Origin of the sequence: Methanohalophilus profundi, from assembly GCF_004137855.1 — an archaeon.
GTDB lineage: Archaea > Halobacteriota > Methanosarcinia > Methanosarcinales > Methanosarcinaceae > Methanohalophilus > Methanohalophilus profundi.
This window is the reverse complement of sequence record NZ_QBKB01000002.1, coordinates 868032-894580: the sequence shown is the minus strand read 5'-3', so window position 1 is coordinate 894580 and position 26549 is coordinate 868032. Positions and strand designations below refer to the sequence as shown.

The window sequence follows — 26549 nt, the reverse complement described above, 5'->3', positions numbered from 1 at the left end:
ATATAAACAGTATGAGGTTTAAAATCTATGAGTGAATCCAAATTCGAACCGTTGCCAAGTTCCTATTTATTTAACAGTTTGCTGGATAAAGATACTATAATCCTCGCTGCAAATCCGCGTATCTCTCTTGTTATGCGTGGGATTATGAAAGCAGCCAAAGATGCAGATGCTCCCCTGATGGTAGAACTCGCCCGTTCTGAATCCGATCTGGACGGTGGTTATTCAGGTATGACCCCTGCTGAATTTTCAAAACGGTGCAAAAAAACCGCCAATGAAGTTGGTCTGGATGTATGGTCTCTGCATGCCGATCATATTGGAATCAAGAAAGGCACTCCTGAGGATATTGAATCCACAAAGGAACTTGTAAGTGGGCAGATTGATGCGGGATATACCTCTTTTGCAATCGATGCATCCCATCTTTTCAATTTCCAGGGTGGCAATCTCCGGGAAGAACTCTCCCAGAACATTGATGCAACTACAGAGATCGCCCATCATATCCAGGATAAAATGGGTGGTCGTAAGTATGGGCTTGAAGTTGAGGTTGGTGAAATAGGCCGAGAGGATGAAAACGGCAGGGTACTTACCAAACCTGAAGAAGCAGTAACCTTCATCAAAGCGCTTAATGAAAACGGTGTATATCCACATGTGATCGCAATTGCAAACGGTAGTGCCCATGGGAACACCTATGATACAAATGGAAATCTCATCCAGCAGGTTTCAGTTGATATAGAACAGACTATTGCGGTTGCTGACGCCCTGAAAGAGAATGGCTTTAGTGTCAGGATCGCCCAGCACGGGATTACCGGTACTCCCAGGGAACTCATTTACGAGCATTTCCCACACGGGGATATACTGAAGGGCAATGTTGCCACATTTTTCCAGAATATTGTATGGGAAGTGTTCAGGATATATGAACCTGAGCTTTTCAGTGACATCCGGAAATGGACCATTGAGAATTTCCGCAGCAAAGCTGCTGAAAAGAGTGATAATGAGATATTCGGCAAATTCAGCAAGTATGCAGTAAGGCAGTTCTTTGACCGCATAGATGCTGTTGATGAGAACACAAGGCGTGCCATTGATGCAAAGGTCTATGCTGAAACCCTCATGTTCCTTGGGGCTTTCAAGGCTGAAGGTACTGCCCAGCAGGTCAGGGATTATATCAAATCCCTGTAATCTTTTTTAAAGCGTAATAATAAGTTGTTGTTTCTGGCTAAATTCCAGAATGGTATCAGCAATAGCTTCAGGTTCGACCATTTCGATGCCCGGTATCATTTCTTCATATTTGAGCCCTACAAGTGAAGAACCCAGTTTGCAACACATAAAGTTCACTCCCAGATTCATACATTCATCGATTTTCTGGTCGTATTCCAACGCTCCTGCTTTATCCTTCTTGGCAAGCATTACTCCCATTGGGCCAAAAAGGACTATATTTACATTCAGGCCCTGTTCACTGTAGTGCTTTGCAAACCTAAGGGTCTCCAGTGGACCGGTACTTTCGTAAATCATGCTTTTGAGCAGGATCAGGACATTTGTAACTTTGTGCATATTATCTCTCACAGGTATTGCTCCAGAACATCTTCTGCTGCTTTTGGGCCCACATTCTCAAGATGTACCGATTTCTTGGTAGTTTTTGCACCGGATACAATGGTTATTGAGGAGATGTTTATCTGGAATATATGACTGAGCTCTTGTATAAGCTGGTCGTTGGCTTTTCCTTTTTGTGCGGGTTCAGTTAATTTACCCTCAACCCTTTTGCGCCAGGTATTGTAACCTGAAGGAACTACCAGTTTGCTGGAGCCGGGATTAATTTCAAAATCAATTATACAACCATTCCCCTTTGTGTGTATGGCATCCCGGATTGGCATATTATTCCATCAATTATATTTTGTGGAGAACGATGCTGTATCCCGACGCACTAACTCCAGGATATCATCCTATGGAATATCCGCTGTCCATCCCGGTTACCCTCGTGACAGGCGTAATGTCACACCGTCTCCTTTTTGTAGCGTACTGAGGTTGTCTGTACACTCATCGAATGGCTTGTGCCATATTCTTGTGCAAGGACCTTACAATACGCAAATAGGAGTACCAGCATTCTCCGTTATATATCTGACGTCTGACAACCAATAGTTATAAACGTTATTATGAGAGATGAAATGTTCATGAAAATAGCGATACTGGGCGGCACGGGACATATTGGTAAAGGCTTTGCTCTGCGGTGGGGCAGTCTTCACGATATCATCATTGGCTCAAGAAATGCAGAAAGGGCGGCTTCAGCGGCAAATGAGTACAGGTGTAGGCTGGAAGATCTTGGAAAGAAAGCTTCCTTTGAAGGTGTAGATAATAAAACAGCTGCGCAAATGGCCGATGTCGTATTGCTTGCAATAAAGTATCGTCATGTTTCATCTGTTATTGAAACCATTACTCCCGTGCTTCATGACCAGATTGTGGTTTCTGTGGTTGTTCCTATGGAAAAGGACAGCTGTTACATCATTCCAGATGCAAAACATATGGAAGTTGATGTACGGGATTCTGCATACAATGCGGAATATTTCTGTTATACACAACCTGCTGGTGGGAGTGCCGCCGAGGAAATTGCACAACTTCTTCCCCAAAACATTCGACTGGTATCGGGTTTTCACAATGTTCCTGCCAAACATCTTGAAGATCTCTCTCTTGCACTGGATTATGATATTGCTGTTTGTGGGAATGATATGGCTTCAAAAGAAGTTGTCTGCAAACTCACAGATGATATACCAAATTTGCGACCATTGGATGCAGGTCCCTTACAGGCCTCTTCCATGATCGAATCCCTCACTCCCCTGCTGATAAACATAGCAGCCAGGAACAAAATGGATAGCCTGGGAGTGAAATTTGTATAAAGACTCCAGTAAGGGGAAGGTTCGGTTATTTTCAATTCCTTACAATTCCTTTTTCAGCCACCGTTGGTACAGTTTTGGTGTTAATTCTCAGTCTACGAACTTAATTCCGATGTCTCTTCTCTGATTTCTGACAGCTATATTTATGAGCAAAGGGGTGAGGGATTCCACCATTAAGGAGGTCTCACACGGACCTACATCTACCGGGTTCATATTCGGTATGGCTCTTACAAGATCGAAGACCACCTTCTTTGTATTCATATCGTTTCCGCAAACTCCTATATCATAATCAAGCCTGAGGTCCAGGTCTGCAAGTTTGGCGGCTGGTACATTGTGAAAGGCAGAGACAAGACTTACCCCCGGAGGTAACATTGCGGCAATTTCTTCTGCAGCACTGCCGGATGGTGGTTTGTTGTAACAGAAATAGTTTGTTTTATAATCTTCCCGCGCTTGGGTCTCTATTTCAATGGTCTCTCTGTCCGGAATCATATAACAGCTGTCTTTTTCCATGGGTACGACCACTGAAACCACAATCTGGTTTTTCAGCACAGGTTTGATCTGTTCAATTATTGATTCTACGTTGCTGTATCTGATTGCAAGAACCACAATCTCTGATTCAGCAGCAGCATTTTTATTGTCTGTTCCTTTTATGGATGATGCATCAAAACCATGCTTTTCCATTATTTCATTATATTCAGAAGCTTTTGTTTTTGCTCTTTCTTCATCTCTTGAACCTATAATGATATCGTGTATCTGGCCCCATCGCAGAGCAAATCCTTTTCCAATATTACCTGTGCCACCAAGAATTGCAATTCTCATAGACATTCTCCAGTTATGTAAAAACAGAATATGTAATAATCACTAAAAAATTGAAAAGACCCTGTAAAACGGGTCATTTCATTTAGGTATATCCAATCAGTGTGGTTAAATCCAGCCACGGTCTTTCATCGATGTAACCACGCGTTCGATGGCCACGACATATGCGGCTGTTCTCATATCTATTTCGTATCTCCGGGATGCCTCATAAACGGCATCGTATGCATCTGTCATCTTCTTGTCCAGACGTGTGTGTACCCTTTTTTCACTCCACTGGTACATATAGAAATTCTGCACCATTTCGAAATAGGAGACTGTTACTCCTCCTGCATTACACAGGAAGTCAGGGATCATGTGAACTCCCCTTTCATACAGGATTTCGTCAGCTGCAGGTGTTGTCGGACCATTGGCAAGTTCCGCGATAATTTTTGCCTGGATTTTGTCTGCATTCTTTTCCGTGATGACATGCTCCAGCGCTGCAGGTATCAGAATGTCCACGTCAAGTTCCAGCAGCTCTTCGTTTGAAACAGACATTGTGTCGGGCAGGTCCACTACAGAGCCCGTCTTAGTCTTGTGTTCAAACGCAGTGGTTGGATCGATACCGTTTTTATTCATGACACCGCCTTTACTGTCACTGATAGCTATGATTTTTGATCCGAACAACTCCTTTGCCAGATTTGCTGCATGGTATCCGGCATTTCCATATCCCTGGATTGCGACGGTTGCTTCTTCAAGGTTCATTCCCAGTTTCTCTGCAGCTTCTCGTATGGTGTAGATTCCACCTCTTGCAGTTGCATCTCCTCTGCCGAGTGAGCCTCCGATTGTCAATGGTTTGCCAGTGACAATTCCGGGTTGGTTTATTCCGCAGATCTTGGAGTATTCATCCATCATCCATGACATGATCTGGGGGTTGGTGTAGACATCAGGAGCAGGGATGTCCTTGCGGGGGCCAATTATGGGGGTAATACCTGCAATATATTGACGGCTGAGTCTTTCAAGTTCTGCATCTGACATATCTTTTGGATTACAGACAACTCCACCTTTTCCTCCTCCCAGGGGGATGTCCACAACAGCGCATTTCCAGGTCATCCATGCGGAAAGAGCCCTGACTGTGTCGATATCCTCTTCCGGATGGAAACGTATTCCTCCTTTTGTGGGACCTCTTGCATCATTATACTGTATCCTGAAGCCCTCAAACACTTTTGTAGAGCCATCATCCATGTGTACCGGAATTGAGATACGCATTTCTCTCATTGGATGTCTGAGCATTTCGTGTACATTCTCATCCAGTTTTAGGATTGATGCACATTTTGCTAACTGCTTGCGGGAATTTTCAAAGGGATTTTCAGTTGACATTTCCTGACCTCCTATATATTTCAAATTTTTATGTGGTTGTATACATTCATTATATAATAACTAATTACATACCAGTATCCGATATAAGTCGAAGTTTCTCACTTTCCCTTAATATCTTCTGTTTTGTCATTAGTTACTTCTATTGAGGTGATGAATGTGGATTTCTCATATTGGCAAAATTTTCCTATTTTATTCACTAGGTGATTGTCATCAGTAGCCAATTGCTTACCTACTTTATAATATTTAAAGTTTGCTCATATGCTGGGTTTGCCTCCAAAGTTTTCAACTTTTCGAGCAGTAGTCTCCTTCCGTAAGGTAGGGGTAGTTGACTTTGACCATAAAGTACACCCTCTGACTATAAAGGTGCATTTCGACTCTAAATTAAGGATATTTATAATCAAGCATAATCTTGATATCGGTATCTGTTTTTTTTTGTTTAGATGCGGGTGTATGGCAAAAGTAGGCGTGATGTTAACATATGCGTTAACATCATTCTTCGTAAAGAAAAATATCTTCAATTGAGCATTCGAAGAATCGTGCCATCTTGAACGCCAATTTTATACTTGGATCATATTTGCCACGTTCTATAGCATTGATGGTTTGCCTAGTCACCTCCATCTTATTGGCCAGATCTTCCTGAGTAATATCTTTCTTTGCTCTCCAGACTTTTAGTGTGTTCTTCATTCAATATCCATCCTGGAATTACATTTGTCTTTTGTAGCAGTAGTAAAATCCAGCATAGGACAACATCGTTATAGCAAACAATAGAGACACAATGGGGTATGCCTGGATATCGAATGCTGTAACTCCAAAAAATGCCATCAATACACCTTCGAGGATTATGAGTATCGTCAATGTTTTGTGACTGGCTTTCTCAGCAATATGAAATATCCTTTCATCTTCAACTACGGTTCCTTTTTTCTGGAGTCTGATGCTACGGATACTGATTACAATAAGTGCAACACCTGCACCTACGAATGCGCCACCAGTTCCACTTGGATTTATGATCCATCCTGGTTCAAGGATGTGAATTGCTACTCCGATCAAGGCTATTATGGCCCCTATAACTAACATGCCTATATCTTTGGTCTGCACGTAAATCACTATGTAAATAATACTTTACTTATTGTATATATAACCTTTCATTAAGGCATGTTTTTGCTACATAATGTATTGTATATTGTTCAAGCAGTTCAACATTGAAATTATTTTTATCCTTCAAAAAAGTTGCATACTTTATTTTCAGATGTAAACTTTTGATAGAAATGGGATTCTTTATTTTTGAGGATAAAGAAGAGTAAAACCGGCTATATTAGTACTATATCTTTTCCTACCAAAAACATGATATACAATATTAATCCTAAAAAACACATTCATATAGTTCGTACAAAGCTATTAAGGCGATTTAATGAACATTAAGAGCAAGGAAGACGTATACAACGCGATAGAGAACAATAATATCAAATTCATCAGACTACAATTCACCGATATACAGGGTGTGGTCAAAGATGTGGAAATTCCTGTGAGCCAGGTTAAAAAGCCCTCGAAACAGGCATTTCCTTTGACGGTTCGTCAATTGAAGGATTTGTGAGAATAGACGAATCCGATATGGTGCTTAGGCCCGATGTGAGGTCTTTTGCCCTGCTCCCCTGGGATCAGGGGAAGGGAGTGGTGGCCCGTATGGTTTGTGATATCTGCAAGCCTGATGGCTCTCCCTTTGAAGGGGATCCCAGGTATGTCCTGCGCAGGGTCCTGAAGGAGGCCCATGAAATGGGATTTTCTTTCAATGTGGGTCCTGAACTGGAATTTTTCCTCTTCCAGGTCGAAAACGGCAAGGCAACCACCAAGCCCCATGATTTCGGACGCTACTTTGAATTTGCACCTGCAGACCTTGCAGAGGATATACGCAGGGAGATTGTTCTCGGTTTGATCGATCTGGGCTTCAATATCGAGGCCGCCCATCACGAAGTTGCTTTCGGCCAGCATGAGATCGATTTCAAGTATGACGACGCTCTCTCTACTGCTGACAATGTGGTTACCTTCAGGTACGTAACCCGTACGATAGCAAAACTCAATGGCCTGCATGCCACTTTCATGCCCAAACCCCTTACTTCGGAAAACGGTTCAGGAATGCATGTCAACCTTTCTCTTTCCAAGGATGGCAAGAATGCTTTCTATGATCCACAGGATGAGGAAGAAGTGGACCAAATGGCCTATCATTTCATCGGCGGGGTCCTGGAACACATCAAAGGTATCACTGCAATTTCCAATCCATTGATCAATTCATATAAACGTCTGGTGCCGGGTTATGAAGCACCGGTGTACATTACCTGGTCCGGCCCGAACCGCAGTTCCCTTGTCAGGATTCCTGCCGCCAGAGGCCAGAGTACCCGTGTGGAACTGAGAAGTCCCGATCCCTCCTGTAATCCCTATCTGACCTTTGCAGCAATCCTGGCTGCAGGTTTGAAAGGTATCAAAGAGGAGATCGATCCAGGTGAAGGCACCGATGTGAATATTTATGATCTCACTCCCAAGGGTCTTGCAGACAGGAATATCGAAACCCTGCCCCCGACCCTGCTGGATGCAGCCAATCATCTGGCAAAGGACGAGTTCCTCAGGGATGCATTGGGTGCGCATGTGCATGAGAACCTGCTGCGGATTGCCTATGCCGAGTGGGATGCCTACAAATTACAGGTGCATGACTGGGAAACCAAACGCTATCTCAATGCAGTATAATATATAAGATAAATTAATATATTCATGATATCATAAAGCATATCATGATCAAAAAGCTGCAGGATTTTGCCAGAAAAGATGATGCGGTCATAGAGGTTTTCAGTGAGATACTGCTGACCGGCATCATTGTAATTGCAATCGCTGCAGCCGCTGCTTTTGTTTTATCTTCTCTTGACGGGCCCGATAATGTCAGGGTGGACATCGACCACTGGGCCGATGAGGATACCAATACCCTCTATTTCCGCCACAGCGGAGGGGAAACTGTTAATGTGGATGACCTTGAACTTGTGGTCTATGTGAATGGTTCCTATGAGACCCTGAACTCTTCGCAGTTCAATTACTCTTCAAATGAATGGGCTCTGGGGGATGTAATAGAGGTCAATACTTCTTCACAGTTAAATTACGATATCGACGAAGATAATGTTCCTTCCAAACTGGTACATACCGCTTCCAGTCTGGTAATCTATGATGCCTATGGGTCCATAGGGGATAGTGGAGCTGATGATGGTGGTAACGGTGGAGATGATGGTGGAGGCGATCCTCTTCCTGACGGTGACGTGGCTTATGATGATGCCAATGGAAATGGACAATATGACAACGGGGAAACTACATACGAAGAAGATGATTTAATATCTTTTAGTAACACGAGTGTTGATCTTGTAATAGAAACTGAATATATTAATCAAGAAGGTACAGATATAAATATAGAAGCTAACAGTATTAAGCTGGGTGCCAATATAACCACTGATAAAAAGATTGATCTTAAATCTGAAGAAGATTTGTATATTGTTGGTGCAACAATTGATGCTAAGGAAGATATTAAAATAGATGCAAAACAGGTCTACTTAACGCTACGAATGCCAATATAACCAGCACTGATAAAAAGATTGAACTTAAATCTAATGGAGATATGTATATTAATGGGGCAACAATTGATGCTGGTACAGAGATTACTGCAAATTTAAATCAGGAAAATTATACCTTATTCGTTGATGGGGTGGAAATTATTGATGAAGATGATACTTTGATATATGAACCGATTGGTGAAGAAAATGTAGATGGCGATCCTTCATATGGAGAAGTTGAGGCCAAATAACAATAAATTCATTCATTATCTCCATCCCCCGTCACAATTATAATCTCTGATTAAGAATTCCCAGTCATGACCGACGTAATGCTGCTCTGGGATACTCCCATTCTTTTTGAAAAGCTGTTCAAGGAACACGGCTACGAATGCCTGCGGGTGGACGGCAACTCACTGGGCACTCCGTTTTTACCTGCGTCAAAATGTCTGATGGTGCCCACCGGTTTTGCCAATCCGGCCTATACGAAGGTGGCGAAAGGTATTGAGAATAAGGGACGCAAGATAGCCGATTTTGTGAAAAAAGGCGGTGTGCTTGTGGTATTCGGGGCCTGTATGCCGGAATATGAATATGACTGGTTGCCCTTTGAACTGTCCTATGTGGAAGAGCATATGCAATCCTCGCTGGAGGTTGTGGATGATTCTATGCCCTGTATTATTGCAGAGCCGCAGGAGCCTGTGGAATGCGATGGTTACTTTTCACGGGCCGATGGGGAAGTAATTCTAAAAGATGAGCAGGGCCGGGCTGTGATGGTGAAAAAAGAGTTCGGCGAGGGCCTGATCATTGCCACAACTGTCCATGAATTCCCGTCTGCGGATTTTCTGGGATGTGCTGTGGATCAGGGAAAGAGTACCAGATTGTAATTACTGGTAGTTTCCCTGCCTCAATTTTTCAATTTCTTCCTGTGCATCATCCAGTTTGAGGACGAACAATCCCTTGCAGGGTTTGACGTACTGGAAATAAATGGAACTGCCCTTGACGCCTATGGGTATGGTCTTGCCGCCTTTGAGCATCACTCCTGCCAGACTGTAGCCACCCGGGACGTGGTAAACCTCGTCACAGTTTTCGCGAATAAATTCCTCACTTTTCTTGACGGATGCGCCCTTTAGCAAGATCTCATAGGGAAGGTCACTGATACATGCCATGTTGATCATTCAATAATTAGGTCTTTTACACGGATACCTTTTTCCGTAATCCTGCCCACAATTTTCCCGTCGACTATTTCTGCAACTTTTGTAGCCTCATGTGGCGGGACAATAAGCAAAAAGCCCATGCCCATATTGAAAGTGCGATACATCTCCAGTTCCTCGACATTGCCTTGCTTCTGGAGGAAACGGAAAATCTGTGGTGGCTCGATGGGGTCTGTCAAATCAAATCCCAGTTCGCTTACCCTGCGCAACTTCAGCAGTCCGCTGCCGGTGATGTGTGCCAGGCCGTGTACCTCGCACTTACGGATTGCATCGAGCACTTCCATGTAAATCCGTGTGGGGGTGAGCAGTTCCTCGCCGATGGTGCGGGAGCTGTCATAGGGCAGAGGATCATGATAGGAATATTCAGAATTCTCAATGATCTTTCTCACAAGGGTATAGCCGTTGCTGTGGACTCCGCTGCTGGGTACGCCCACAAGCACGTCGCCTTCTGCGACCTTCTCTCCTGTAATAATGGCATCCTTGTCCACCTTTCCCAGGCATGTGCCTGCAAGGTCAAACCCCTTCACGATCTCGGGGAGGGTTGCGGTCTCTCCGCCCAAAATGGACATCCGGGAGATCTCGGCTCCCTTTGCAAGCCCTAAGCCTATCTGCCGTGCGAATTCATCAGAATGTTTCTCGATTGCCAGGTAATCCACAAAACTGACCGGTTCGGCACCAATGGCGATCAGGTCATTGACATTCATGGCAATACAGTCAATTCCAACGGTGTCCCATTTTTTCATCTCATTGGCAATCAGTACCTTGGACCCCACGCCATCAGTAGCCATTGCAAGGGCAAAATCGCCAAAATCCATCAGGCCGGCGTAATGCCCGATGCTTGTCATCGGGGCTCCCAGGCCTTCCCTGGCGTATGTCATGCCGCCGGTAAGGTTGCCTATGGTGGATTCTTCCTGGTAGATATCAACTCCTGAATCGGCGTAGGTAAGTTTTTTGTCCATTGTATCCCTCTGTCTTTATGCTCCGAGTTCAAACTCATGATTTAACAGGCGTACTGCTTCTTCGGCTTCACCGGAGCTGACCACGAATGAAATATTGTGCTGGGAAGATCCCTGGCTTATCATTATCACATTTATCTTCTCTGTACCCAGTGTATTAAAAACCCTGCCTGCCACACCGGGGATACCATCCATTCCGGCGCCGACAACAGCCACCACACAGATGTCCCGATCACAAGCCACGTCCCCTATTACATCCTGGTTCATTTCTGATTTCAGGGCAGCTACCGCATCTTCCAGATGCCCCTCATCCACAACGAATGACATGTTTGCTTCCGAGGAACTCTGGCTGATCATTCGAATATTTACTCCCGCATTGGCGAGTATGGAAAATACCCTGGCAGCTGTACCGATTGCACCCACCATCCCGGCCCCTGAGATGTTTATTGTGGCTACTGACTGTATCAGGGTCACGGCTTTTACTACATCCTTGCGCAGTCGCTGGTCTGAAACAATTAATGTTCCTTCAAAATCAGGATCAAATGTATTTTTCACCCGCACGGGTATTCCATGCTTGATCGCAGGTTCAATTGTACGGGGATGGAGTACCTTAGCACCGAAATAGGACAGTTCCATTGCTTCAATATAGGATATCTGGGGTATAGGACGTGCATCGGGCACAATTCGGGGGTCACTGGTCATTATGCCGTGAACCTCTTTCCATAACCAGATCTCGTCTGCTTCGATAGCAGCTCCTATAATCGAAGCAGTGAAATCAGAGCCACTGCGTCCCAGGGTTGTAATGATTCCCTCTTCATTCTCTGCGATAAAACCGGTAACTATAGGAACACATGTTGCAACGACCCTTTTTAGGATGTTGCCAACATTTTCATAGGTTTTTTCGAAAGGTCTGGCACAACCATATTTACTATTGGTTACAATTCCTGCCTCTCCACCGGTAAATGAACTGGAATTAATTCCCTGGCTTTGCACAGCTCCGCTAACAACAGGAGCTGCAAGTCTTTCCCCATAGGAGGATATGTAATCTGTGGAACGCGGGGAGAGTTCTCCCAGATAGCAGATGCCAATGAGTGCCTTTTCGAGTTCATCGATAAGAGCATCGATCGTGCGGATTGTTTCATCGGCAATCCTGGCATCATCGATGCAATCTCAATTGCATCGTAGTGTTTTTTTGCAAGGTCTGCCATAAATTCCTTTACCCGGGAAACCTTGCCTTTATGGGACGCATCAATACCTATTTCCATCAGCCCATCGGTGACTCCACCAAGAGCCGAGGTCACTGCCACGATTTCGTGGCCCTGTTCCCTGTAGTCTTTCAGTAATTCTGCGACATGGCCAATCTTATCCCCATTTTCAATGGATGTCCCGCCGAATTTCATTACATATCTCATATTAGTATCACGTTATTGGATGATTTGTGAATTCTGGCTGTTATAGGGAAGAAGCGCATATAAATATTGTCACCTCTTCCTGCACCACATCCATGCTCCCAGAAGTATGAATATAGCAAAAAATGTGCCCGGTGCGGGAACCTTTTCCAAAGCAGTGGCAGTTTCATTGATTTTATCGGCAGCATTTTCAGCAGCAGAGGTTATATTCTGTGCTTTATCAATAATATCTTGTCCCTGTTCTCCATTCTCTCTTTCTCCCTGCGTTTGCCCCACTTTTAATATAGCAGATTCAGTGACTACTGCCCCGTCGGAAGTAACTGCCTTTACTTCTATATTGTATTCACCGTTGGATAATTCTTCTATGGCTGCAGGATAGGTACCTTCACCCAGGTTCTCTCTTGTGTCAGTGAGATCTCCTTCCAGATACACTTCCACAGTGTCTGCATCGCCATTTAAAGTGTAGTGTATGATGATTTGTTCATTTTCTGGATTCTTTGCTGGAACATCGATCTCGATTTGTGCTCCTGGTCCTATGTCTACATCGGTCCTCTGGGCTACATTTTCCAGAAATACAACGTCACGATCTTCACCTTCAAATATGCTTCCGACTTTTCCCATAAAAATTGTCATTACCCGGTCGCCGTTTGTACGGGTATAAGCAAAAACATCTCCATCCTCCATATTTTCTTCTGCTTTTACTACATTGCCGTTTTTCCTGAGTGCAATAGTAACAGTATTTTCGTCAAGATTGGAGGCTTCAATGGTGTAATCTTCTTTGAGGTCCACTTCCGACCCGATATCCAAAGAGGTGGTTTGATCCAATACCAAATATTTATCGAGGTCAATCTCCGGGTCACGATATTGTTTAATCAGGATTTCAGAGGATGTTTCTCCATTTTCTTTTTCGGTACCCTGCAGGCTGAAATTGAATAACAGGTAATCAGTTTCTTCATCGTCTTCTTCCTCTATTGTCCTCAGGTATCTGAAAGGATTATTCTCTTTGACAAAACCCCCCTCAACCTTTTTTCCATTCAGGTAGAGCTTGAGCCAGAGTTCCCCATTGTCACTGTTCACATCGACAATGTCCGCTGTGTATCCCTGTTCCAATTCGATTTCATCTCCGATTGAAACTATGGTTTCAGCATGTTGGATTTGTTCCTCCATTTCTTCTGCAGCACTGGCAAAACCACAGAAGATTGTGAATACACAAATGACGCCAATTGCAAAACGTATATATTTCATTAGTCCTCACCCTCGTATGCTTATATTTTTAATTTTCTTATGAATAATTGGCAGTTTTGTATTTAAAAAGATGGCAGGTGTTTGTATGAAACATATTGTATTAATCGGTGACGGAATGGCAGATTATCCTATTAAAGAACTTGGAGCCAAAACTGTATTAGAAGCTGCGGATACTCCTAACATGGACCGTATGGCGCTGGAGGGAATAAATGGTCTGGCTACCAATGTTCCGGATGGGATGCCCGCAGGCAGCGATGTGGCGAATATGTCCGTTCTGGGTTATGATCCTGCCAAATATTATTCGGGACGCGCTCCCTTAGAAGCAGCAAGTATGGGAATTGAGCTGGATAAAAATGATGTTGCTTTTCGTTGTAACCTGATAACAATTGAAAATGGCAATATACTGGATCACAGTGCCGGTCATATTTCCACCGAAGAAGCAAGTCAACTCATGCAGGCAATTGAGGATGAACTAGGTGGCGACATCCATTTTTATCCGGGGATCAGCTATCGCCATCTTATGGTTGCACAATTTGGTGCGGATGCTATCTGTACTCCTCCTCATGATGTGGTTGAGAACCCTGCTTCAGATCACATGCCAAGGGGAGATTCAGCAGAAAAACTGGAAGAATTGATCAGGGCATCCTGGGATATTCTTTCCGAGCATCCTGTGAATAAAAAACGCATTGAAGAAGGAAAGAGACCTGCCAATTCCATATGGTTCTGGGGTCAGGGCTATTCTCCTTCGATGCCTTCTTTTGAAGAAATGTACGGATTAAAAGCAGCTGTAATATCTGCAGTGGATCTTATCAAGGGTCTGGGTATCTGTGAAGGAATGGATGTAATTGAAGTTCCCGGTGCTACAGGATATCTTGATACAAATTATGTGGGTAAGGCAGAATATGCCCTTGAATCCCTGAAGGACCATGACATTGTTTTTGTTCACGTGGAAGCTCCGGATGAAGCGGGACATATGGGTAGTCTGGAAGCCAAGATACAGGCAGTCGAGGATTTTGATTCTAAAGTTGTTGGGACCATCCTTGAAGGAATAGATAAGATGTCAGAAAAGTGTAACGTACTTGTCCTTCCCGATCATCCTACGCCAATTGCAGTAAGAACCCATACACCTGATCCGGTGCCCTTTGTGATCTATCCATCATTCAATCAGGATGCTGATATTGTCAAAACCTACTCAGAAGATGCAGCAACAGATGGTGTACTTTCAACTGTCAAAGGTTGCGACCTGATACATACCATGCTTTCCCTTTGAATAACCACAATATTTTTATAGAAGTACAAACACAATAATTGCTTGTTATTCCCACAAAAGGAATAACAGGAGTGGTATAATATGAAAAGAGGATTAATACGCAGGGGAAATTCACCTTCAGTAAGTAGATGGGATCCATTCGATGAGATAAAACATACACAGGATTACCTAAACGACCTTTTCAGGGAATTCTTACCCTCGGTACAGTGGAAGGGTGGTGAAACTCTGGCTCCTCTGGTGGATGTCCAGGAGAAGGATGATTCCGTAGTAGTAACTACAGATCTTCCTGGAGTCAATAAGAAGGATGTGGACATCCGTGTATCCGAGGGCATGATTGAGATCAGTGCAACATGCAAAAAGGAAGAAGAGAAAGAGGAAGAAGGATACTCCCAGAAAGAGCGCAGGTATTCAAGTTTCTCTAGGGCAGTCTCTTTGCCGGCTTCTGTGACTGAGGAAGGCGCCACGGCCAAACTTGAGGAAGGGGTGCTGACGGTCACATTACCAAAAACCAAAGAAGCTGAAAAACCGAAGATCTCAATCGAATAAATTAGTTAAATGTGATATTACCTCTCTGCAGGTTGCAGGGAGGTTTAATTTTTTGCGGCATCAGTTAAGTTCTGTCCTCATACTTTGCTCGGTGGGGGTAACTCTCATCATCGCCGCAGGTTAATATATAGGGCTAGTATTATTTATGAGCTGCTGTATTTTCCTGTGGAGTTGAAAAAAGGTGAGGATGGAAGCCTTTACTGTTGATGATATACCTCTGGTAAAACCCGGTGACGACATTGCGGCTATGATATGTGAGCGTGCCGCTCTGGAAGATGGCGATGTGCTGGTTATTGCTTCTACCATCATTGCAAAAGCCGAAAATGAACTGTTTTCCCTTGAAGATATTACGCCCTCTGCCTGTGCAATCGGGATTGGCAAAAGGGATGATAAAGACCCACGGCTTGTGCAGGCGGTACTGGATAGGTGCAGTGAGTGTTTTGTCGAATCACCTGTAATGCTTGTGCAATCCGACAGAGCACATGTATGTATCAATGCGGGAGTGGATGATTCCAATGTAGAGAACGATTTACTTGCCGATCTCCCCCAGGATGCGGATGCCAGTGCCAGAAGTATAGGTCAGAGAGTTGAAGAAATTACAGGTTGCAGGGTTGCTGTTGTGGTAACTGATACCAATGGCAGGGCTTTCAGACTGGGCCAGACAGGTGTTGCAATAGGGCTGTATCACGCTACACCCATTTATTACTGGAGAGGTAAAAAGGATCTTTTCGGTTATGAAATGCAGATCAGTGAAGAAGCGGTTGCCGATGAAGTGGCAGCTGCTGCAAACCTGCTGATGGGTGAAGGGAGTGGAGGTAATCCGGTGGTTGTTGTACGGGGCATACCCCTGTTTACCGAAGAAAAAACATCTGCCCGCCAGCTTTACCGGCCGGACAATATGGATCTCATTAAGAAGGCTTTACGCATCTTCAAGGAGTCTTGATACAGGCAGGTTTATTATCTCCACTCCTGCATCATTAAAGAAATCCAGAGCATCAGTATCCGGATATGATGTCAGGTAAACTACCCGTTTTATCCGGGAATTGATTATCATTTTAGTACACAGAATACAGGGTTGGTGTGTACAGTAGAGAGTTGCCCCTTCTATTCCAGCTCCGTGCAGGGCTGCCTGGATTATGGCATTCTGTTCGGCATGCACTGCCCGGCATTTCTCATGACGTGTTCCTGATTCGATATTGTTCTTTTGCCGGATACATCCTATATCCAGGCAGTGTTCCATATTACTAGGGGCGCCATTGTAACCGGTGGAAAGGATTTGCTTATCCCGCACGATGACCGCTCCTACCCGGTTGCGAAGGCATGTGGATCTTTTGGCTATTACGGTAGCTATTTCAAGAAAATATTCGTCAACAGATGGTCTGTATGGCATGCCTGCAGAGTTGGTGTGGGGATGTATATATTAGTTATGTAATAGCCCTTTTCCGATCATTCTGTTTTCAGGAGCCTTCACCAAAAAGCAATAACACAAGAAAATAGTATATATTACTTCATAGTATGGAAAAGTGTAATTTGACTTCTGAGTCTATGTTATCGGAGCATACAATTTATGGCGCTGTTTATTGATAAACTTGAAAACTTTATTAAAAGCCATAATGAGAGGCAACTTGTAACTATACCGCTTGCGGTGTTTGCAATAGCCTTACTGATTATGGTATTTGTGTATTCCACATCCGGGTCCCCTGTGAACCTGGGTATGGAATTTAAGGGCGGAACAATGATTTCCTTCCAGACAGACGACCCTATAGAAAAACTGGAGGCCGATTATTCAGCTTATTCTCTGGCCGATGTACGTAAAACCGGACAAAGGGCAGTACTCCAGTTTGGTCCAATGGAGAATGACGAACAGCTGGAACTTGAAAAGAAAATAACATCTGCATATTCCTTCGTAGAGATCCGGCAGGTAGGCGCTGTCTACGGCAAAGATTTGCAGGTACAGGCCCTCCAGGCTGTAGTTCTGTCCTTTATAGGCATGGCGATAGTAGTTTTCCTTATCTTCCGCAGCACCATACCCTCCTTAGCAGTGGTCCTTTCTGCATTTTCCGATATCAGTATAGCCGCTGCATTCATGAATATCACAGGAATTGAACTATCCCTTGGTACAGTTGCAGCTTTATTGATGCTTATTGGTTACTCTGTTGACAGTGATATTTTACTCACAACCCGTGTACTCAAACGACGTGGATCTGCAAATGAAAAAATATCCCTTGCAATGCATACAGGTATTACGATGACCACCACGACCCTTGCAGCTCTGGTGGTTATGTATATTGTTTCCACATATTCTTATGTCCTGACCTCAACTGTCTCACAGATAAACCTCTTATCTGACATTTCCATTGTACTAATATTCGGTCTACTTGCTGACCTGATGAATACTTGGTTGTTGAATACGGGTATCCTCAGGTGGTATGTGAATAAGAACCCCAAGGGGGTGAAGACATGAGTGAAGAAAAACCAAAGAGTCTGTTAAGTGATTGGCGTGTACGTATATTCATAATAGCCCTTCTGCTTTCTCTAGTTGCAATCCAGCCCTGGTATTCGACAGATGAAGGTTTTGATACCAACCTTGATTATGGACTTGATCTTGAAGGGGGTTCCTGGTTACAGGTAAGCCTGCAGGGTGCTGTAATACAGGCCAATGTTGACTCTGGAATGACTGCAAGTGCTCTTGTCGAAAATATTGTTGGCTCTCCGGTTGAAGTCGTGAATGTCATACCACCCTCTGAAGGGCAATCCACAACGACTATTTCCCTAAAAACACAAGCTTCAGTAACCCAATCCCAGCTAAATCAACTGGGTCTGAGTGATTCTTCAGTAAGTAGAGAAGGCAATCTTTCAGAAATTACTCTTTATACAACAGAACAACAACTGATAGCCACATATCTCTCTGAGGAACTCAATGCCGAGGTAATTCCCTATGCAGTTCCCGGCGGTGTGGAATATGAAATCAGGACCAAAGCAGAACAGGAAAATGTTGAAAATTTATTATCTGATGTTGGCGGTTTTCTGCTGACCGATGAAAACGGTGACAAACTCTATCGTGAGGGTGTGCGCACAGAGACACGGGACCTTACCAAAGAAATTCTCAGTGAAAAACTCAATGCCCTTGGTCTGAAGGATATACCGGTACGTACGGTGGGTGATGAATACATACTGATGGATTTTGCAGGTATCGATCTTACAACTGCCAAGGAGATTGCCCAAAAACCTGGTAAATTTGAAATACGGATGCAAACCGAAGGCAACAATACCAAACATGTGCTCTACGGTGACGATATTTCCAGTGTGGGTGTCCCCTCCCGTCATGATGGACAGTGGTACACTCCATTTAAGCTGACCCTTGATGGGGCAAATGCTCTCCAAGAAGCTGCAATAGAGGCAGGTGCAGTAAACGATCCCAACTCTCACTGGCTTTACATGTATCTTGATGATGAGGAAGTATACGGTGCTCCGCTGAGCCCTTCAGCTGCATCTCGTATAAGGACGAACCCAATTTATTCCTGGGAAGCTTCCACAGGTGCGGATAATGAAAGTAAGGCACAGGCCGAACAACTCCAGATACACTTGCGTGCGGGAGCCCTGCCGGTCAATGTGAAACTCATGGGTTCCGGACAGGTCGATGCATCGCTGGGAGATCAGTTCAAGATGCAAGCGATTATTGCAGGATTGCTTTCTATGCTTGCAGTTGCCGGTGTGGTCTTCAGGCGTTATGGTAAAAAACAGATTCTTGTGCCTATGGTGGCCACTTCTGTTAGTGAAGTACTCATGATCCTAGGTTTTGCTGCAGCTGTGGGATGGCAACTTGACCTTCCAAGCATTGCCGGTATAATAGCAGTGATAGGTACGGGTATTGATCACCTTGTGATAATTACTGACGAGGTGCTTTATGAGGGTAAATTACCACCAACAAAAGTTTACCTTTCAAGGATTGCCCGGGCTTTCAGCATAATCTTTGCAGCAGCTGCAACCACGATCATTGCAATGTCGCCGCTGGTTGTCATGGGCTTTGGGGCCCTGAAAGGTTTTGCCATAACTACCATTGTCGGTGTATTGATCGGTGTACTTATTGCCCGTCCGGTATACGGTAAGGTGATAAAGGAAGTGCTTCAGGAAAAAGGAGAGGGGCAATGAAAGATCTCTGGACATTGAAATACAGGCCACAGGACCTGGGTGATTTTGTAGGCAATGAAAAGGCAATATCAATAATGCAACATCTGGTATCTGCCGGGAAATTGCCACACCTTGTAGTCCACGGGCCTGCAGGAAGTGGAAAAGCCTCCGCTGTATTTGCCCTTGCAAGAGGCATCTATGGTGATACTTTTGAGCACAACTTCACCTATTTCAATGCCTCAGATTTTTTTGACCAGGGTAAACGTTATCTTGTAAGGGACAAGCGATTTGTGCGTTTTCTGGGGACGGATGATCCCAAAAAGATCAGGTCAAGTGTTATTTCGATATTTAAGGAGCTGGTAAATGAATATGCCAGCATGGGTTCAATTGATGCGGATTATAAGATTATCTTTGTCGATAGTGCGGAATCCCTCAATGAAAGTGCCCAGCATGCCCTGCGCCGGATCATGGAACGCTACAGTCGCACCTGCAGGTTCATCTTTTCCACATCCCAGCCCTCAAGACTCATCTCTCCTCTGCGCTCCCGCGGTTTGGAATTATTTTTCACCTACGTGTCAGATGATGAACTCGTAGGTTTCCTTGGCAGTGTTGCTGATCGTGAGGCTCTTGCTTATGACCCGGAGGCTCTTGGAGGTCTTGCACGTCATTGTAAAGGCAACGTGGACTGTGCTCTGCGACTTTTCCAGTCTGCCGCTCTCCAATACCCCGGTGAAAAACTATCTGCAGATATAATTTTTGAAGTAGTAATGGAAGATGTACCCGCGGGTATTTCTTCCCTTCAGGAAGCTATCTCAGCTGCGGATTTTCCCCAGGCACGTAAGGCGATTGATAAAATGCTTATTGAAGACGGCATGTCCGGAGTGGAAATTGTCAGGCATTTGTATCGGGTTGTGGGTGATGCCGGTGAATCTCCTGAAATCCTGGCCCAAATCCTGTTGAAGATTGCTGATGCCGATCTGAATGTCAGGAGTGCCGCTAACGACAGGATACATCTTGAACGACTGGTCACGGAGATGGCCAATGTCTGATGAGAGTGATTTTGCTCAAGCCTGCAGGAAACTTGTTGAGCTGGTTCTTGAAGATTTAACATTGGATAAGGTGCAGTTCAACAGGGAAAAATTGAACATAAGCAGGCAATATGGCCTGTCAACGCTTCCTCGTAATTCCGATGTCATAGCCGCTGCTTCTGATAGTGAAAAGGAGTTTGTGCGCAGCCGGCTGCGGCGTAAACCTGTAAGGACAATATCCGGTGTGGCCGTTATAGCGGTTATGACATCTCCCGCCCCCTGTCCTCACGGTGTCTGTGTGCCCTGCCCCGGTGGGCCTGCATCTGCTTTTGAGTCTCCTCAGAGTTATATGGGAAGGGAGCCTGCCGCCATGAGGGGCATACAGTATGAGTATGACCCCTACAGGATAGTGCACGCACGCCTGAAACAGTTGCAGGAAATCGGGCACGAAGTCGATAAGGCAGAACTTATTGTCATGGGAGGTACGTTTACATCCCGAAATCTGGATTATCAGGAATGGTTTACCAAACGTTGTCTTGAGGCGATGAATGATTTTAAGGGGCAGCAATGGCGGGATAATGTCCATAATGTTTACGGCTATATTCCTATTGAAGATGTACAGGAGGCCAATGAAAGTTCTGCGGTTCGCAACATAGGTATAACATATGAGACACGCCCCGACTGGACATCTCCAGTGGAAGTGGATAGGCTTCTGGATTTTGGTGCTACAAAAGTGGAAATCGGGGTGCAAAGTGTATACGATTTTGTACTTTCAAGGATGCGCCGGGGCCATACAGTTGCCGACACCGCTGAGGCTAACCGTATATTGCGCGATAGTGGCCTGAAAGTTGGGTTCCATATGATGCCCCGGCTGCCTGGTTCGGATAATGAGCGGGACCTGCGGGGATTTAAAAAACTGTTCAGTGATTCGCGCTTCATGCCGGATTTCCTGAAGATTTATCCCACCCTTGTAACCGAAGGTACAGAGCTTGAAAAAATGTGGAGGGCAGGCAAGTACGATCCCCTTTATGATGATGAGGCGGTGGAACTGCTTGCTGATATAAAATCAATGCTTCCAAAGTGGGTGCGGCTGCAACGTATCCAGCGGGACATTCCTGCACAGCAGATATTAGCCGGTGTGAAAAAGAGTAATATTCGCCAGCTTGCAGGCCAGCGACTTATGCAAAAAGGTGGCAAATGCAATTGTATACGTTGCAGGGAAGTTGGTCATAATATCCTGAAAGAAAGACCACCTTCAATAAAAGATATTGAATTTATGGTGCAATCCTATTCTTCCTGCGGTGGGCAGGAACATTTCCTCTCGTTTGAGGATGTAAGTCAGGACATTTTGATTGGATTTTTAAGATTGAGGTTTCCGAACAAGCCACATCGGCCTGAACTTGATGATTCGGCTCTTGTACGGGAATTACATGTTTATGGTTCAATGGTTGTTGTGGGTGGGTCTGCAAAGGACCACGACTGGCAGCACAGAGGTTATGGTCTCAGGTTGATTTCTGAGGCTGAGAAAATGGCAAAAGATGCAGGTTTTGAAAAACTCAGTATTATCAGCGGGATCGGAGTGCGTGAATATTATCGGAAACTGGGGTATGTACTGGAAGGTCCATATATGGTAAAATATCTTTAACTCTTTCCATGGATACTGTACTTTTTTATAGTTTTACGGGAATACAGTATTACTGTAATACCAGAATACAATTTATGGTGGCCATATGGTTTCAGAAGTTGAAATGAACAATATTCTTGTAGCTTTGAATGAAATCAACGATAAGCTCGACAGGCTGTTATTCCAGCAGGATTCTTCTTCTCATGTTTCGCAGGAAGACGAGTTAAATGAGCTCGATGTAATGACTCTTCTTTCCCTGCCGGATCATTTGCGCACTACAGCTACCGTTTTATTTGAAATGGGAACCGCAACTGCTGCACAGCTATCAGAAAAAACATCTAAGGAAAGAGCAGTTGAAAGCAATTATCTCAATCAGCTTGTACGTATGGGTCATGTACATAAGCACAGAGATGGCAGGAAAGTCTTTTTTACAGTTCAATCCATTTAACATATGTATGTCAAAGTAGAGAAAAAATTATATTAATCACTTTGATTAATATTCACCAGAACAATTAATGTATACTACATCTTCATTGTGAAAATTGGACTTTTATACTCTAAGGTAAAAGGTATTCCCATCAGGAATTTGTACCTTTGTTACGAGATGGTTTATTTAATTAAATAATTAATATGTAGGCAAATCAAATGAAAGATACGTTTACAATTGCAGTCCACTCTCCACGTGGGGGGACGGGAAAAACAAGTGTTGCCATCAATCTTGCATGTGCTTATGCAAAAGAAGGTAAGGATGTATGTTTGCTTGATATGGACCTGAAATCTCCCAGCACATTCAATGGCATGTTCCCTCCCTCGGGTAAGTGGATAAATGATATCCTTGATTACAAGAAAAACATACGGGAAGTAATAGTGGACGGTTCAGAAAGTATTAATTCAGAGGGCCGTTTCTATGTAGGTTATTCAAATCCCGACATATCCGCTATCAGGGAATTTTCTTCAAAAGACCGGAAATGGCAATCAGATGCGCTCAAAGCCTTGATTCAATCCAAAAAGCATCTCCAACAAGAAGGTTTTGACGTTGTAATTATGGATACAAGTCCCGGGGTGGATTTTACATCGGCCAATGTGGTGGCAGGCAGTGATTATGTCCTGATGGTTATAAAACCCAATGAATATTGCCTCACAAATATAAAGCAGGCAATTGATGGAATATATACTCCCCTGGGCAAAAAATGTGGGATTGTGGAGAACATGTGTCTTAATGGACAATCATTGCAAATGGGTGAAAAATATGGAGTACCTGTGCTTTCTTCTATTCCGTGCATGTGTGAAGTATCCACACAGGGCCTATCGAAAATATTTACTGTTGAAGACCCTTCCCATCCTTTTTCCAGTGCTATTGGTAGGCTGAAGGTCAGTATCGGTGATTAATTCATTTTTCTTTTTCAATTATGTCTTTCACTTCACTATTGATATAATCCATTACATCTTTGACATTGTGTTCTTCTCTTTCGTCCAGTACACTGGCATTTGCTTTCAGCAGGTTTATCCAAACGATGAAAGCGTAGAATATAAGAGCTGATATAGTCGCAATTAATATCCTTTCAAGCGGGTAAATAAATATTACCTCTTTATACATACTGCTTCCAAGGTCGAAAATAAAGAGTGCTGACAGGCTTCCTGCAAGATGGTCTGTGGAGACGGCAAGTAGTGAACATGCAAAAAGGTACAGATATCCTTTGTTTTTGGAAAAAAAGGATATTTTGTTTTCTATTCTGGTAAAAGTAAGGAAAAATACAATAGACAATATGTGTAACCAGGGATAATAAAAAACCTCTCTGCCTACCCCTGTTGCGAACCAGGCTGCGATTAATAGGCACGGGAGAATGACTGCTTTCTTTTTATTCCCCGCGATTGCCAGTCCCGCCACAAGGGAGGCACTTGCAAGGAATAGAGGGCTTATGAGATAGAATGGGTTATTGAGCAGCATATCAACATGCACTATACGATAGACTGAAATAGCTGCTAGGGATACAATGGCCCCATATACCGGGCCAAGAAGCAGTCCGTTCAGTGTGCCGAAAACCAGTGTGGAACTAATTTTCACATTTTCCATTCCTAAAACGCCATGTATGTCAGGAAGCCAGATGGCAAAGTATGTTGCAACAAAAGCGATCAACAGATGCATTTTTTTTATCTTTTTGTCGCCCGATATCATTAAATAAGTTTTCTGCGGCACATATCACTATCAGTTGCCCAAAAAATAAATAATTATGTATATACGGTTTGAGTTCATTTCATCAGAAATCATATATACGTTCATTCCAATCTAGCAGCTGATCGAGTATGATGTTAATTGGAGAAGCACTTATTGGCGAGGAACCCGAACTCGCACATATTGATCTTATGATCGGTGATAAGGAAGGACCTGTTGGGCAGGCCTTTGCTACCGGTATGACTCAGTTATCCGCAGGACATACTCCCCTGCTTTCTGTGATCAGGCCGAACCTACCCACAAAACCTTCCACACTCATCGTTCCCAAGGTAACGGTAAAGAATATGGACCAGGCATCCCAGATATTTGGTCCTGCACAGGCAGCGGTTTCAAAAGCGGTTGCCGATGCCGTGGAAGAAGGAATTGTACCCAAAGAAAAAGCAGACGATCTTGTGATCGTGGCAAGTGTATTCATACACCCTCAGGCATTGGATTACAATCGCATCTACAGGTATAATTACGGTGCGGCCAAACTTGCACTGAAAAGGGCAATGGAGAATTTCCCTGCCGTAGACACTGTACTGGATGAAAAGGACAAGGCTTCCCATGCAGTTATGGGATTCAAGGTTTCCAGGCTATGGGACCCTCCATACCTGCAGGTAGCACTGGATAATCCGAATCTGGAAGCAGTGCTCAATGTTGTAAGACAACTGCCAAAGAGTGACCATCTCATCCTTGAAGCAGGAACTCCTCTGATCAAACGTTACGGTGTGGATGTAATCACCAAACTGCGTGAAGTCAAACCTGATGCTTTCATCGTGGCTGACCTGAAGACACTGGATACCGGTAATCTTGAGGCACGTATGGTGGCAGATGCCACAGCTGATGCAATTGTGGTTTCCGCCCTTGCACCGGTGCCAACTCTTGAAAAGGCAATCGCAGAGGCCCACAAGACAGGAATCTATGCGGTAATGGACACACTCAACCATCCAGATCCAATGGATGTGCTCAAGAAACTCAATGAGCTTCCTGATGTTGTGGAACTTCACCGTGCTATCGATGTAGAGGATACCGCTTATGCCTGGGGTAGCATTGAGGCTATCAAGGAACTGTCCCCTAAGATTCTTGTGGCAGTTGCCGGAGGTGTGCGTGTGCATACGATCCCTGATGCTCTCAAGGCAGGTGCGGATGTCCTTGTTGTCGGACGTGCAATTACCAATTCCAAGGATATACGCCAGTCTGCAGAGCAGTTTGTCGAAGGCCTGAACAAGCCCGAGATAGACCAGTTCAGGGTAATGACTGATTTCTGAGGAGATTCCCATGGACTCGCCCCTGATAGTTGTGAACTTCAAAACCTATTCACAGGGTACAGGTGAGGCAGCAGTAAAAATTGCTGCTGCCTGCAGGGATGTAGCCGCAGATGCGGGAGTGACCATTGGGGTTGCTCCCCAGCTTTGTGACATCTACAGGGTTTCTTCACAGGTGGATGTACCTGTCTATGCCCAGCATGTGGATGGTGTTTCCCCGGGTAGCAATACCGGCCATGTAATGGCCTCCTGTGTACAACAGGCAGGGGCGGTGGGATCTCTTATCAACCATTCCGAATGCAGGCTCAACTTGGCAGATATTGAAGCATCTGTGCGTGCAGCCCAGGCCGAAGGCCTGACCACGATTGTGTGTACCAATAATATTCCCACAACAGCAGCAGCTGCAGCCCTGGCTCCGGAATATGTTGCGGTGGAACCTCCCGAACTCATTGGTACGGGTGTACCGGTTTCCCAGGCTGATCCGGATGTAGTGAGGGGCTCGGTTGAAGCTGTAAAAAGAATAAATCCTGATGTTCAGGTTTTGTGTGGGGCGGGTATTTCCCGGGGAGAAGACCTCACCGCCGCAATGGATCTTGGTTCTGTAGGCGTTTTGCTTGCATCAGGTATAGTAAAGGCAGAAGATCCCAGGTCAGCCCTGGAAGATCTTGTCAGCCAACTTTAAAAACCCAGTTGCCACCATGCAATAAACATAAGCAAGGTGGCTATTCCTAATTTTAATCCCATTGAAAGTTCTATGTTGAAATGCCTGATAATCATATTTGATATCCCGATAGGTGGCGGGGATATGAGAAGGGCTGCAATAAATAGGGCAATGCCTGGAATATAGTTATTATCAACAATGATTAGGTATAATCCCAGGAGTCCGAGATATATGCCCAGCCCAGCGACCAGAACCAGTCCCATTTTGTAAAACCTGAGATATTCGGTAATATCTTTGCCGAAAGCAGCTTTCACTCCGCTTTTTTGTGTTTGTTTTTTCAACCTATCACCCTGCACTAT

General features: G+C 44.4%; 28 protein-coding genes and 2 pseudogenes. 17 read left to right on the top strand and 13 right to left on the bottom strand.

The features are described from left to right. Positions 1–27 precede the first annotated feature (27 nt). Positions 28–1173, top strand: a complete 1146-nt coding sequence (locus C9889_RS04730) for a class II fructose-bisphosphate aldolase (RefSeq protein ID WP_129597575.1) — start codon at positions 28–30, stop codon at positions 1171–1173. 6 nt (positions 1174–1179) lie between these two features. On the opposite strand, the gene C9889_RS04725 is transcribed toward C9889_RS04730, so the two are convergent. Further along, complete coding sequence (locus C9889_RS04725) at positions 1180–1545, bottom strand: DsrE/DsrF/DrsH-like family protein (protein ID WP_072359584.1); 366 nt, start codon at positions 1543–1545, stop codon at positions 1180–1182. 8 nt (positions 1546–1553) lie between these two features. Then, positions 1554–1865: a DUF167 domain-containing protein gene (locus C9889_RS04720; RefSeq protein ID WP_129597573.1), complete on the bottom strand. Its 312-nt coding sequence runs from the start codon at positions 1863–1865 to the stop codon at positions 1554–1556. A gap of 297 nt (positions 1866–2162) precedes the next feature. On the opposite strand from C9889_RS04720, the gene C9889_RS04715 reads away from it, so the two are divergent. Continuing rightward, complete coding sequence (locus tag C9889_RS04715; RefSeq protein ID WP_225419987.1) at positions 2163–2882, top strand: NAD(P)-binding domain-containing protein; 720 nt, start codon at positions 2163–2165, stop codon at positions 2880–2882. 87 nt (positions 2883–2969) lie between these two features. Here the strand turns inward: C9889_RS04715 and C9889_RS04710 are convergent, their stop codons facing one another. The 4 genes from C9889_RS04710 to C9889_RS04695 all read right to left on the bottom strand — a co-directional run bounded on the left by C9889_RS04710 (position 2970) and on the right by C9889_RS04695 (position 6125). Further along, complete coding sequence (locus C9889_RS04710) at positions 2970–3698, bottom strand: NAD(P)-binding domain-containing protein (RefSeq protein ID WP_129597569.1); 729 nt, start codon at positions 3696–3698, stop codon at positions 2970–2972. 105 nt (positions 3699–3803) lie between these two features. After that, entirely contained in the window at positions 3804–5051 is a 1248-nt protein-coding gene (locus tag C9889_RS04705) for a Glu/Leu/Phe/Val family dehydrogenase (RefSeq protein WP_129597567.1), read from the bottom strand. A gap of 489 nt (positions 5052–5540) precedes the next feature. Beyond that, entirely contained in the window at positions 5541–5735 is a 195-nt protein-coding gene (locus C9889_RS04700; protein ID WP_129597565.1) for a helix-turn-helix transcriptional regulator, read from the bottom strand. 18 nt (positions 5736–5753) lie between these two features. After that, a complete protein-coding gene (locus C9889_RS04695; protein ID WP_225419986.1) occupies positions 5754–6125 on the bottom strand; it encodes a DUF2178 domain-containing protein in 372 nt (123 codons plus the stop codon). Positions 6126–6459: 334 nt separating this feature from the next. On the opposite strand from C9889_RS04695, the pseudogene glnA reads away from it, so the two are divergent. The 4 genes and pseudogenes from glnA to C9889_RS04675 all read left to right on the top strand — a co-directional run bounded on the left by glnA (position 6460) and on the right by C9889_RS04675 (position 9513). Further along, positions 6460–7787: pseudogene (gene glnA / locus C9889_RS04690) on the top strand (type I glutamate--ammonia ligase). A 44-nt stretch (positions 7788–7831) separates the two neighbouring features. Further along, positions 7832–8656, top strand: a complete 825-nt coding sequence (locus C9889_RS04685; protein ID WP_129597561.1) for a type IV pilin N-terminal domain-containing protein — start codon at positions 7832–7834, stop codon at positions 8654–8656. Between the two features lie 41 nt (positions 8657–8697). After that, positions 8698–8883: a hypothetical protein gene (locus tag C9889_RS04680; RefSeq protein WP_129597559.1), complete on the top strand. Its 186-nt coding sequence runs from the start codon at positions 8698–8700 to the stop codon at positions 8881–8883. A gap of 66 nt (positions 8884–8949) precedes the next feature. Beyond that, entirely contained in the window at positions 8950–9513 is a 564-nt protein-coding gene (locus C9889_RS04675; protein WP_129597557.1) for a hypothetical protein, read from the top strand. Here C9889_RS04675 and C9889_RS04670 read toward each other — a convergent pair whose 3' ends face one another. The 4 genes and pseudogenes from C9889_RS04670 to C9889_RS04655 all read right to left on the bottom strand — a co-directional run bounded on the left by C9889_RS04670 (position 9514) and on the right by C9889_RS04655 (position 13450). Next, positions 9514–9804 carry a DUF1894 domain-containing protein gene (locus C9889_RS04670; protein WP_129597555.1) on the bottom strand — a complete coding sequence of 97 codons (291 nt, stop codon included), beginning with the start codon at positions 9802–9804 and terminating at the stop codon, positions 9514–9516. It abuts the gene before it with no gap. Beyond that, complete coding sequence (gene purM / locus C9889_RS04665; RefSeq protein ID WP_129597553.1) at positions 9801–10799, bottom strand: phosphoribosylformylglycinamidine cyclo-ligase; 999 nt, start codon at positions 10797–10799, stop codon at positions 9801–9803. The genes C9889_RS04670 and purM overlap by 4 nt, the downstream gene beginning before the upstream one ends. A gap of 15 nt (positions 10800–10814) precedes the next feature. After that, positions 10815–12208, bottom strand: a pseudogene (locus tag C9889_RS04660) (aspartate kinase). Between the two features lie 69 nt (positions 12209–12277). Then, positions 12278–13450, bottom strand: a complete 1173-nt coding sequence (locus tag C9889_RS04655) for an S-layer protein domain-containing protein (RefSeq protein ID WP_129597551.1) — start codon at positions 13448–13450, stop codon at positions 12278–12280. 85 nt (positions 13451–13535) lie between these two features. On the opposite strand from C9889_RS04655, the gene C9889_RS04650 reads away from it, so the two are divergent. From C9889_RS04650 to C9889_RS04640, 3 genes are all read left to right on the top strand, one after another. Next, on the top strand, positions 13536–14720 hold the full coding sequence (locus tag C9889_RS04650; protein WP_129597549.1) for a cofactor-independent phosphoglycerate mutase: 1185 nt from the start codon (positions 13536–13538) through the stop codon (positions 14718–14720). Positions 14721–14801: 81 nt separating this feature from the next. After that, on the top strand, positions 14802–15266 hold the full coding sequence (locus tag C9889_RS04645; RefSeq protein ID WP_129597547.1) for an Hsp20/alpha crystallin family protein: 465 nt from the start codon (positions 14802–14804) through the stop codon (positions 15264–15266). A gap of 181 nt (positions 15267–15447) precedes the next feature. Further along, positions 15448–16209, top strand: a complete 762-nt coding sequence (locus C9889_RS04640) for a coenzyme F420-0:L-glutamate ligase (RefSeq protein WP_164999278.1) — start codon at positions 15448–15450, stop codon at positions 16207–16209. On the opposite strand, the gene C9889_RS04635 is transcribed toward C9889_RS04640, so the two are convergent. Next, positions 16186–16656, bottom strand: coding sequence for a deoxycytidylate deaminase (locus C9889_RS04635; RefSeq protein ID WP_072358683.1), 471 nt, complete (start codon positions 16654–16656; stop codon positions 16186–16188). The genes C9889_RS04640 and C9889_RS04635 overlap by 24 nt on opposite strands. A 177-nt stretch (positions 16657–16833) precedes the next feature. Between C9889_RS04635 and C9889_RS04630 the strand changes: the two genes are divergently transcribed. The 6 genes from C9889_RS04630 to C9889_RS04605 all read left to right on the top strand — a co-directional run bounded on the left by C9889_RS04630 (position 16834) and on the right by C9889_RS04605 (position 23438). Next, on the top strand, positions 16834–17730 hold the full coding sequence (locus C9889_RS04630; RefSeq protein WP_129597543.1) for a protein translocase subunit SecF: 897 nt from the start codon (positions 16834–16836) through the stop codon (positions 17728–17730). Next, positions 17727–19418, top strand: coding sequence for a preprotein translocase subunit SecD (locus C9889_RS04625; RefSeq protein ID WP_129597541.1), 1692 nt, complete (start codon positions 17727–17729; stop codon positions 19416–19418). Before C9889_RS04630 ends, C9889_RS04625 begins: the two co-directional genes overlap by 4 nt. After that, on the top strand, positions 19415–20446 hold the full coding sequence (locus C9889_RS04620) for an AAA family ATPase (RefSeq protein ID WP_129597539.1): 1032 nt from the start codon (positions 19415–19417) through the stop codon (positions 20444–20446). Before C9889_RS04625 ends, C9889_RS04620 begins: the two co-directional genes overlap by 4 nt. Further along, a complete protein-coding gene (locus C9889_RS04615; protein WP_129597538.1) occupies positions 20439–22070 on the top strand; it encodes a tRNA uridine(34) 5-carboxymethylaminomethyl modification radical SAM/GNAT enzyme Elp3 in 1632 nt (543 codons plus the stop codon). Before C9889_RS04620 ends, C9889_RS04615 begins: the two co-directional genes overlap by 8 nt. Positions 22071–22155: 85 nt before the next feature. Further along, positions 22156–22497, top strand: a complete 342-nt coding sequence (locus C9889_RS04610) for a transcriptional regulator (RefSeq protein WP_129597536.1) — start codon at positions 22156–22158, stop codon at positions 22495–22497. Between the two features lie 197 nt (positions 22498–22694). Next, a complete protein-coding gene (locus C9889_RS04605; RefSeq protein WP_129597534.1) occupies positions 22695–23438 on the top strand; it encodes a ParA family protein in 744 nt (247 codons plus the stop codon). 1 nt (position 23439) lies between these two features. Here the strand turns inward: C9889_RS04605 and C9889_RS04600 are convergent, their stop codons facing one another. Further along, positions 23440–24225, bottom strand: a complete 786-nt coding sequence (locus C9889_RS04600; protein ID WP_129597532.1) for a hypothetical protein — start codon at positions 24223–24225, stop codon at positions 23440–23442. A 128-nt stretch (positions 24226–24353) separates the two neighbouring features. Between C9889_RS04600 and C9889_RS04595 the strand changes: the two genes are divergently transcribed. Next, the gene (locus C9889_RS04595) at positions 24354–25532 is read left to right on the top strand and encodes a bifunctional 5,6,7,8-tetrahydromethanopterin hydro-lyase/3-hexulose-6-phosphate synthase (protein ID WP_129597530.1); all 1179 of its coding nucleotides are present in this window, start codon (positions 24354–24356) and stop codon (positions 25530–25532) included. Positions 25533–25542: 10 nt separating this feature from the next. Continuing rightward, entirely contained in the window at positions 25543–26211 is a 669-nt protein-coding gene (gene tpiA, locus C9889_RS04590) for a triose-phosphate isomerase (protein ID WP_129597528.1), read from the top strand. Here tpiA and C9889_RS04585 read toward each other — a convergent pair. After that, positions 26208–26531, bottom strand: a complete 324-nt coding sequence (locus C9889_RS04585; protein WP_129597526.1) for a hypothetical protein — start codon at positions 26529–26531, stop codon at positions 26208–26210. The genes tpiA and C9889_RS04585 overlap by 4 nt on opposite strands. Positions 26532–26549 lie beyond the last annotated feature (18 nt).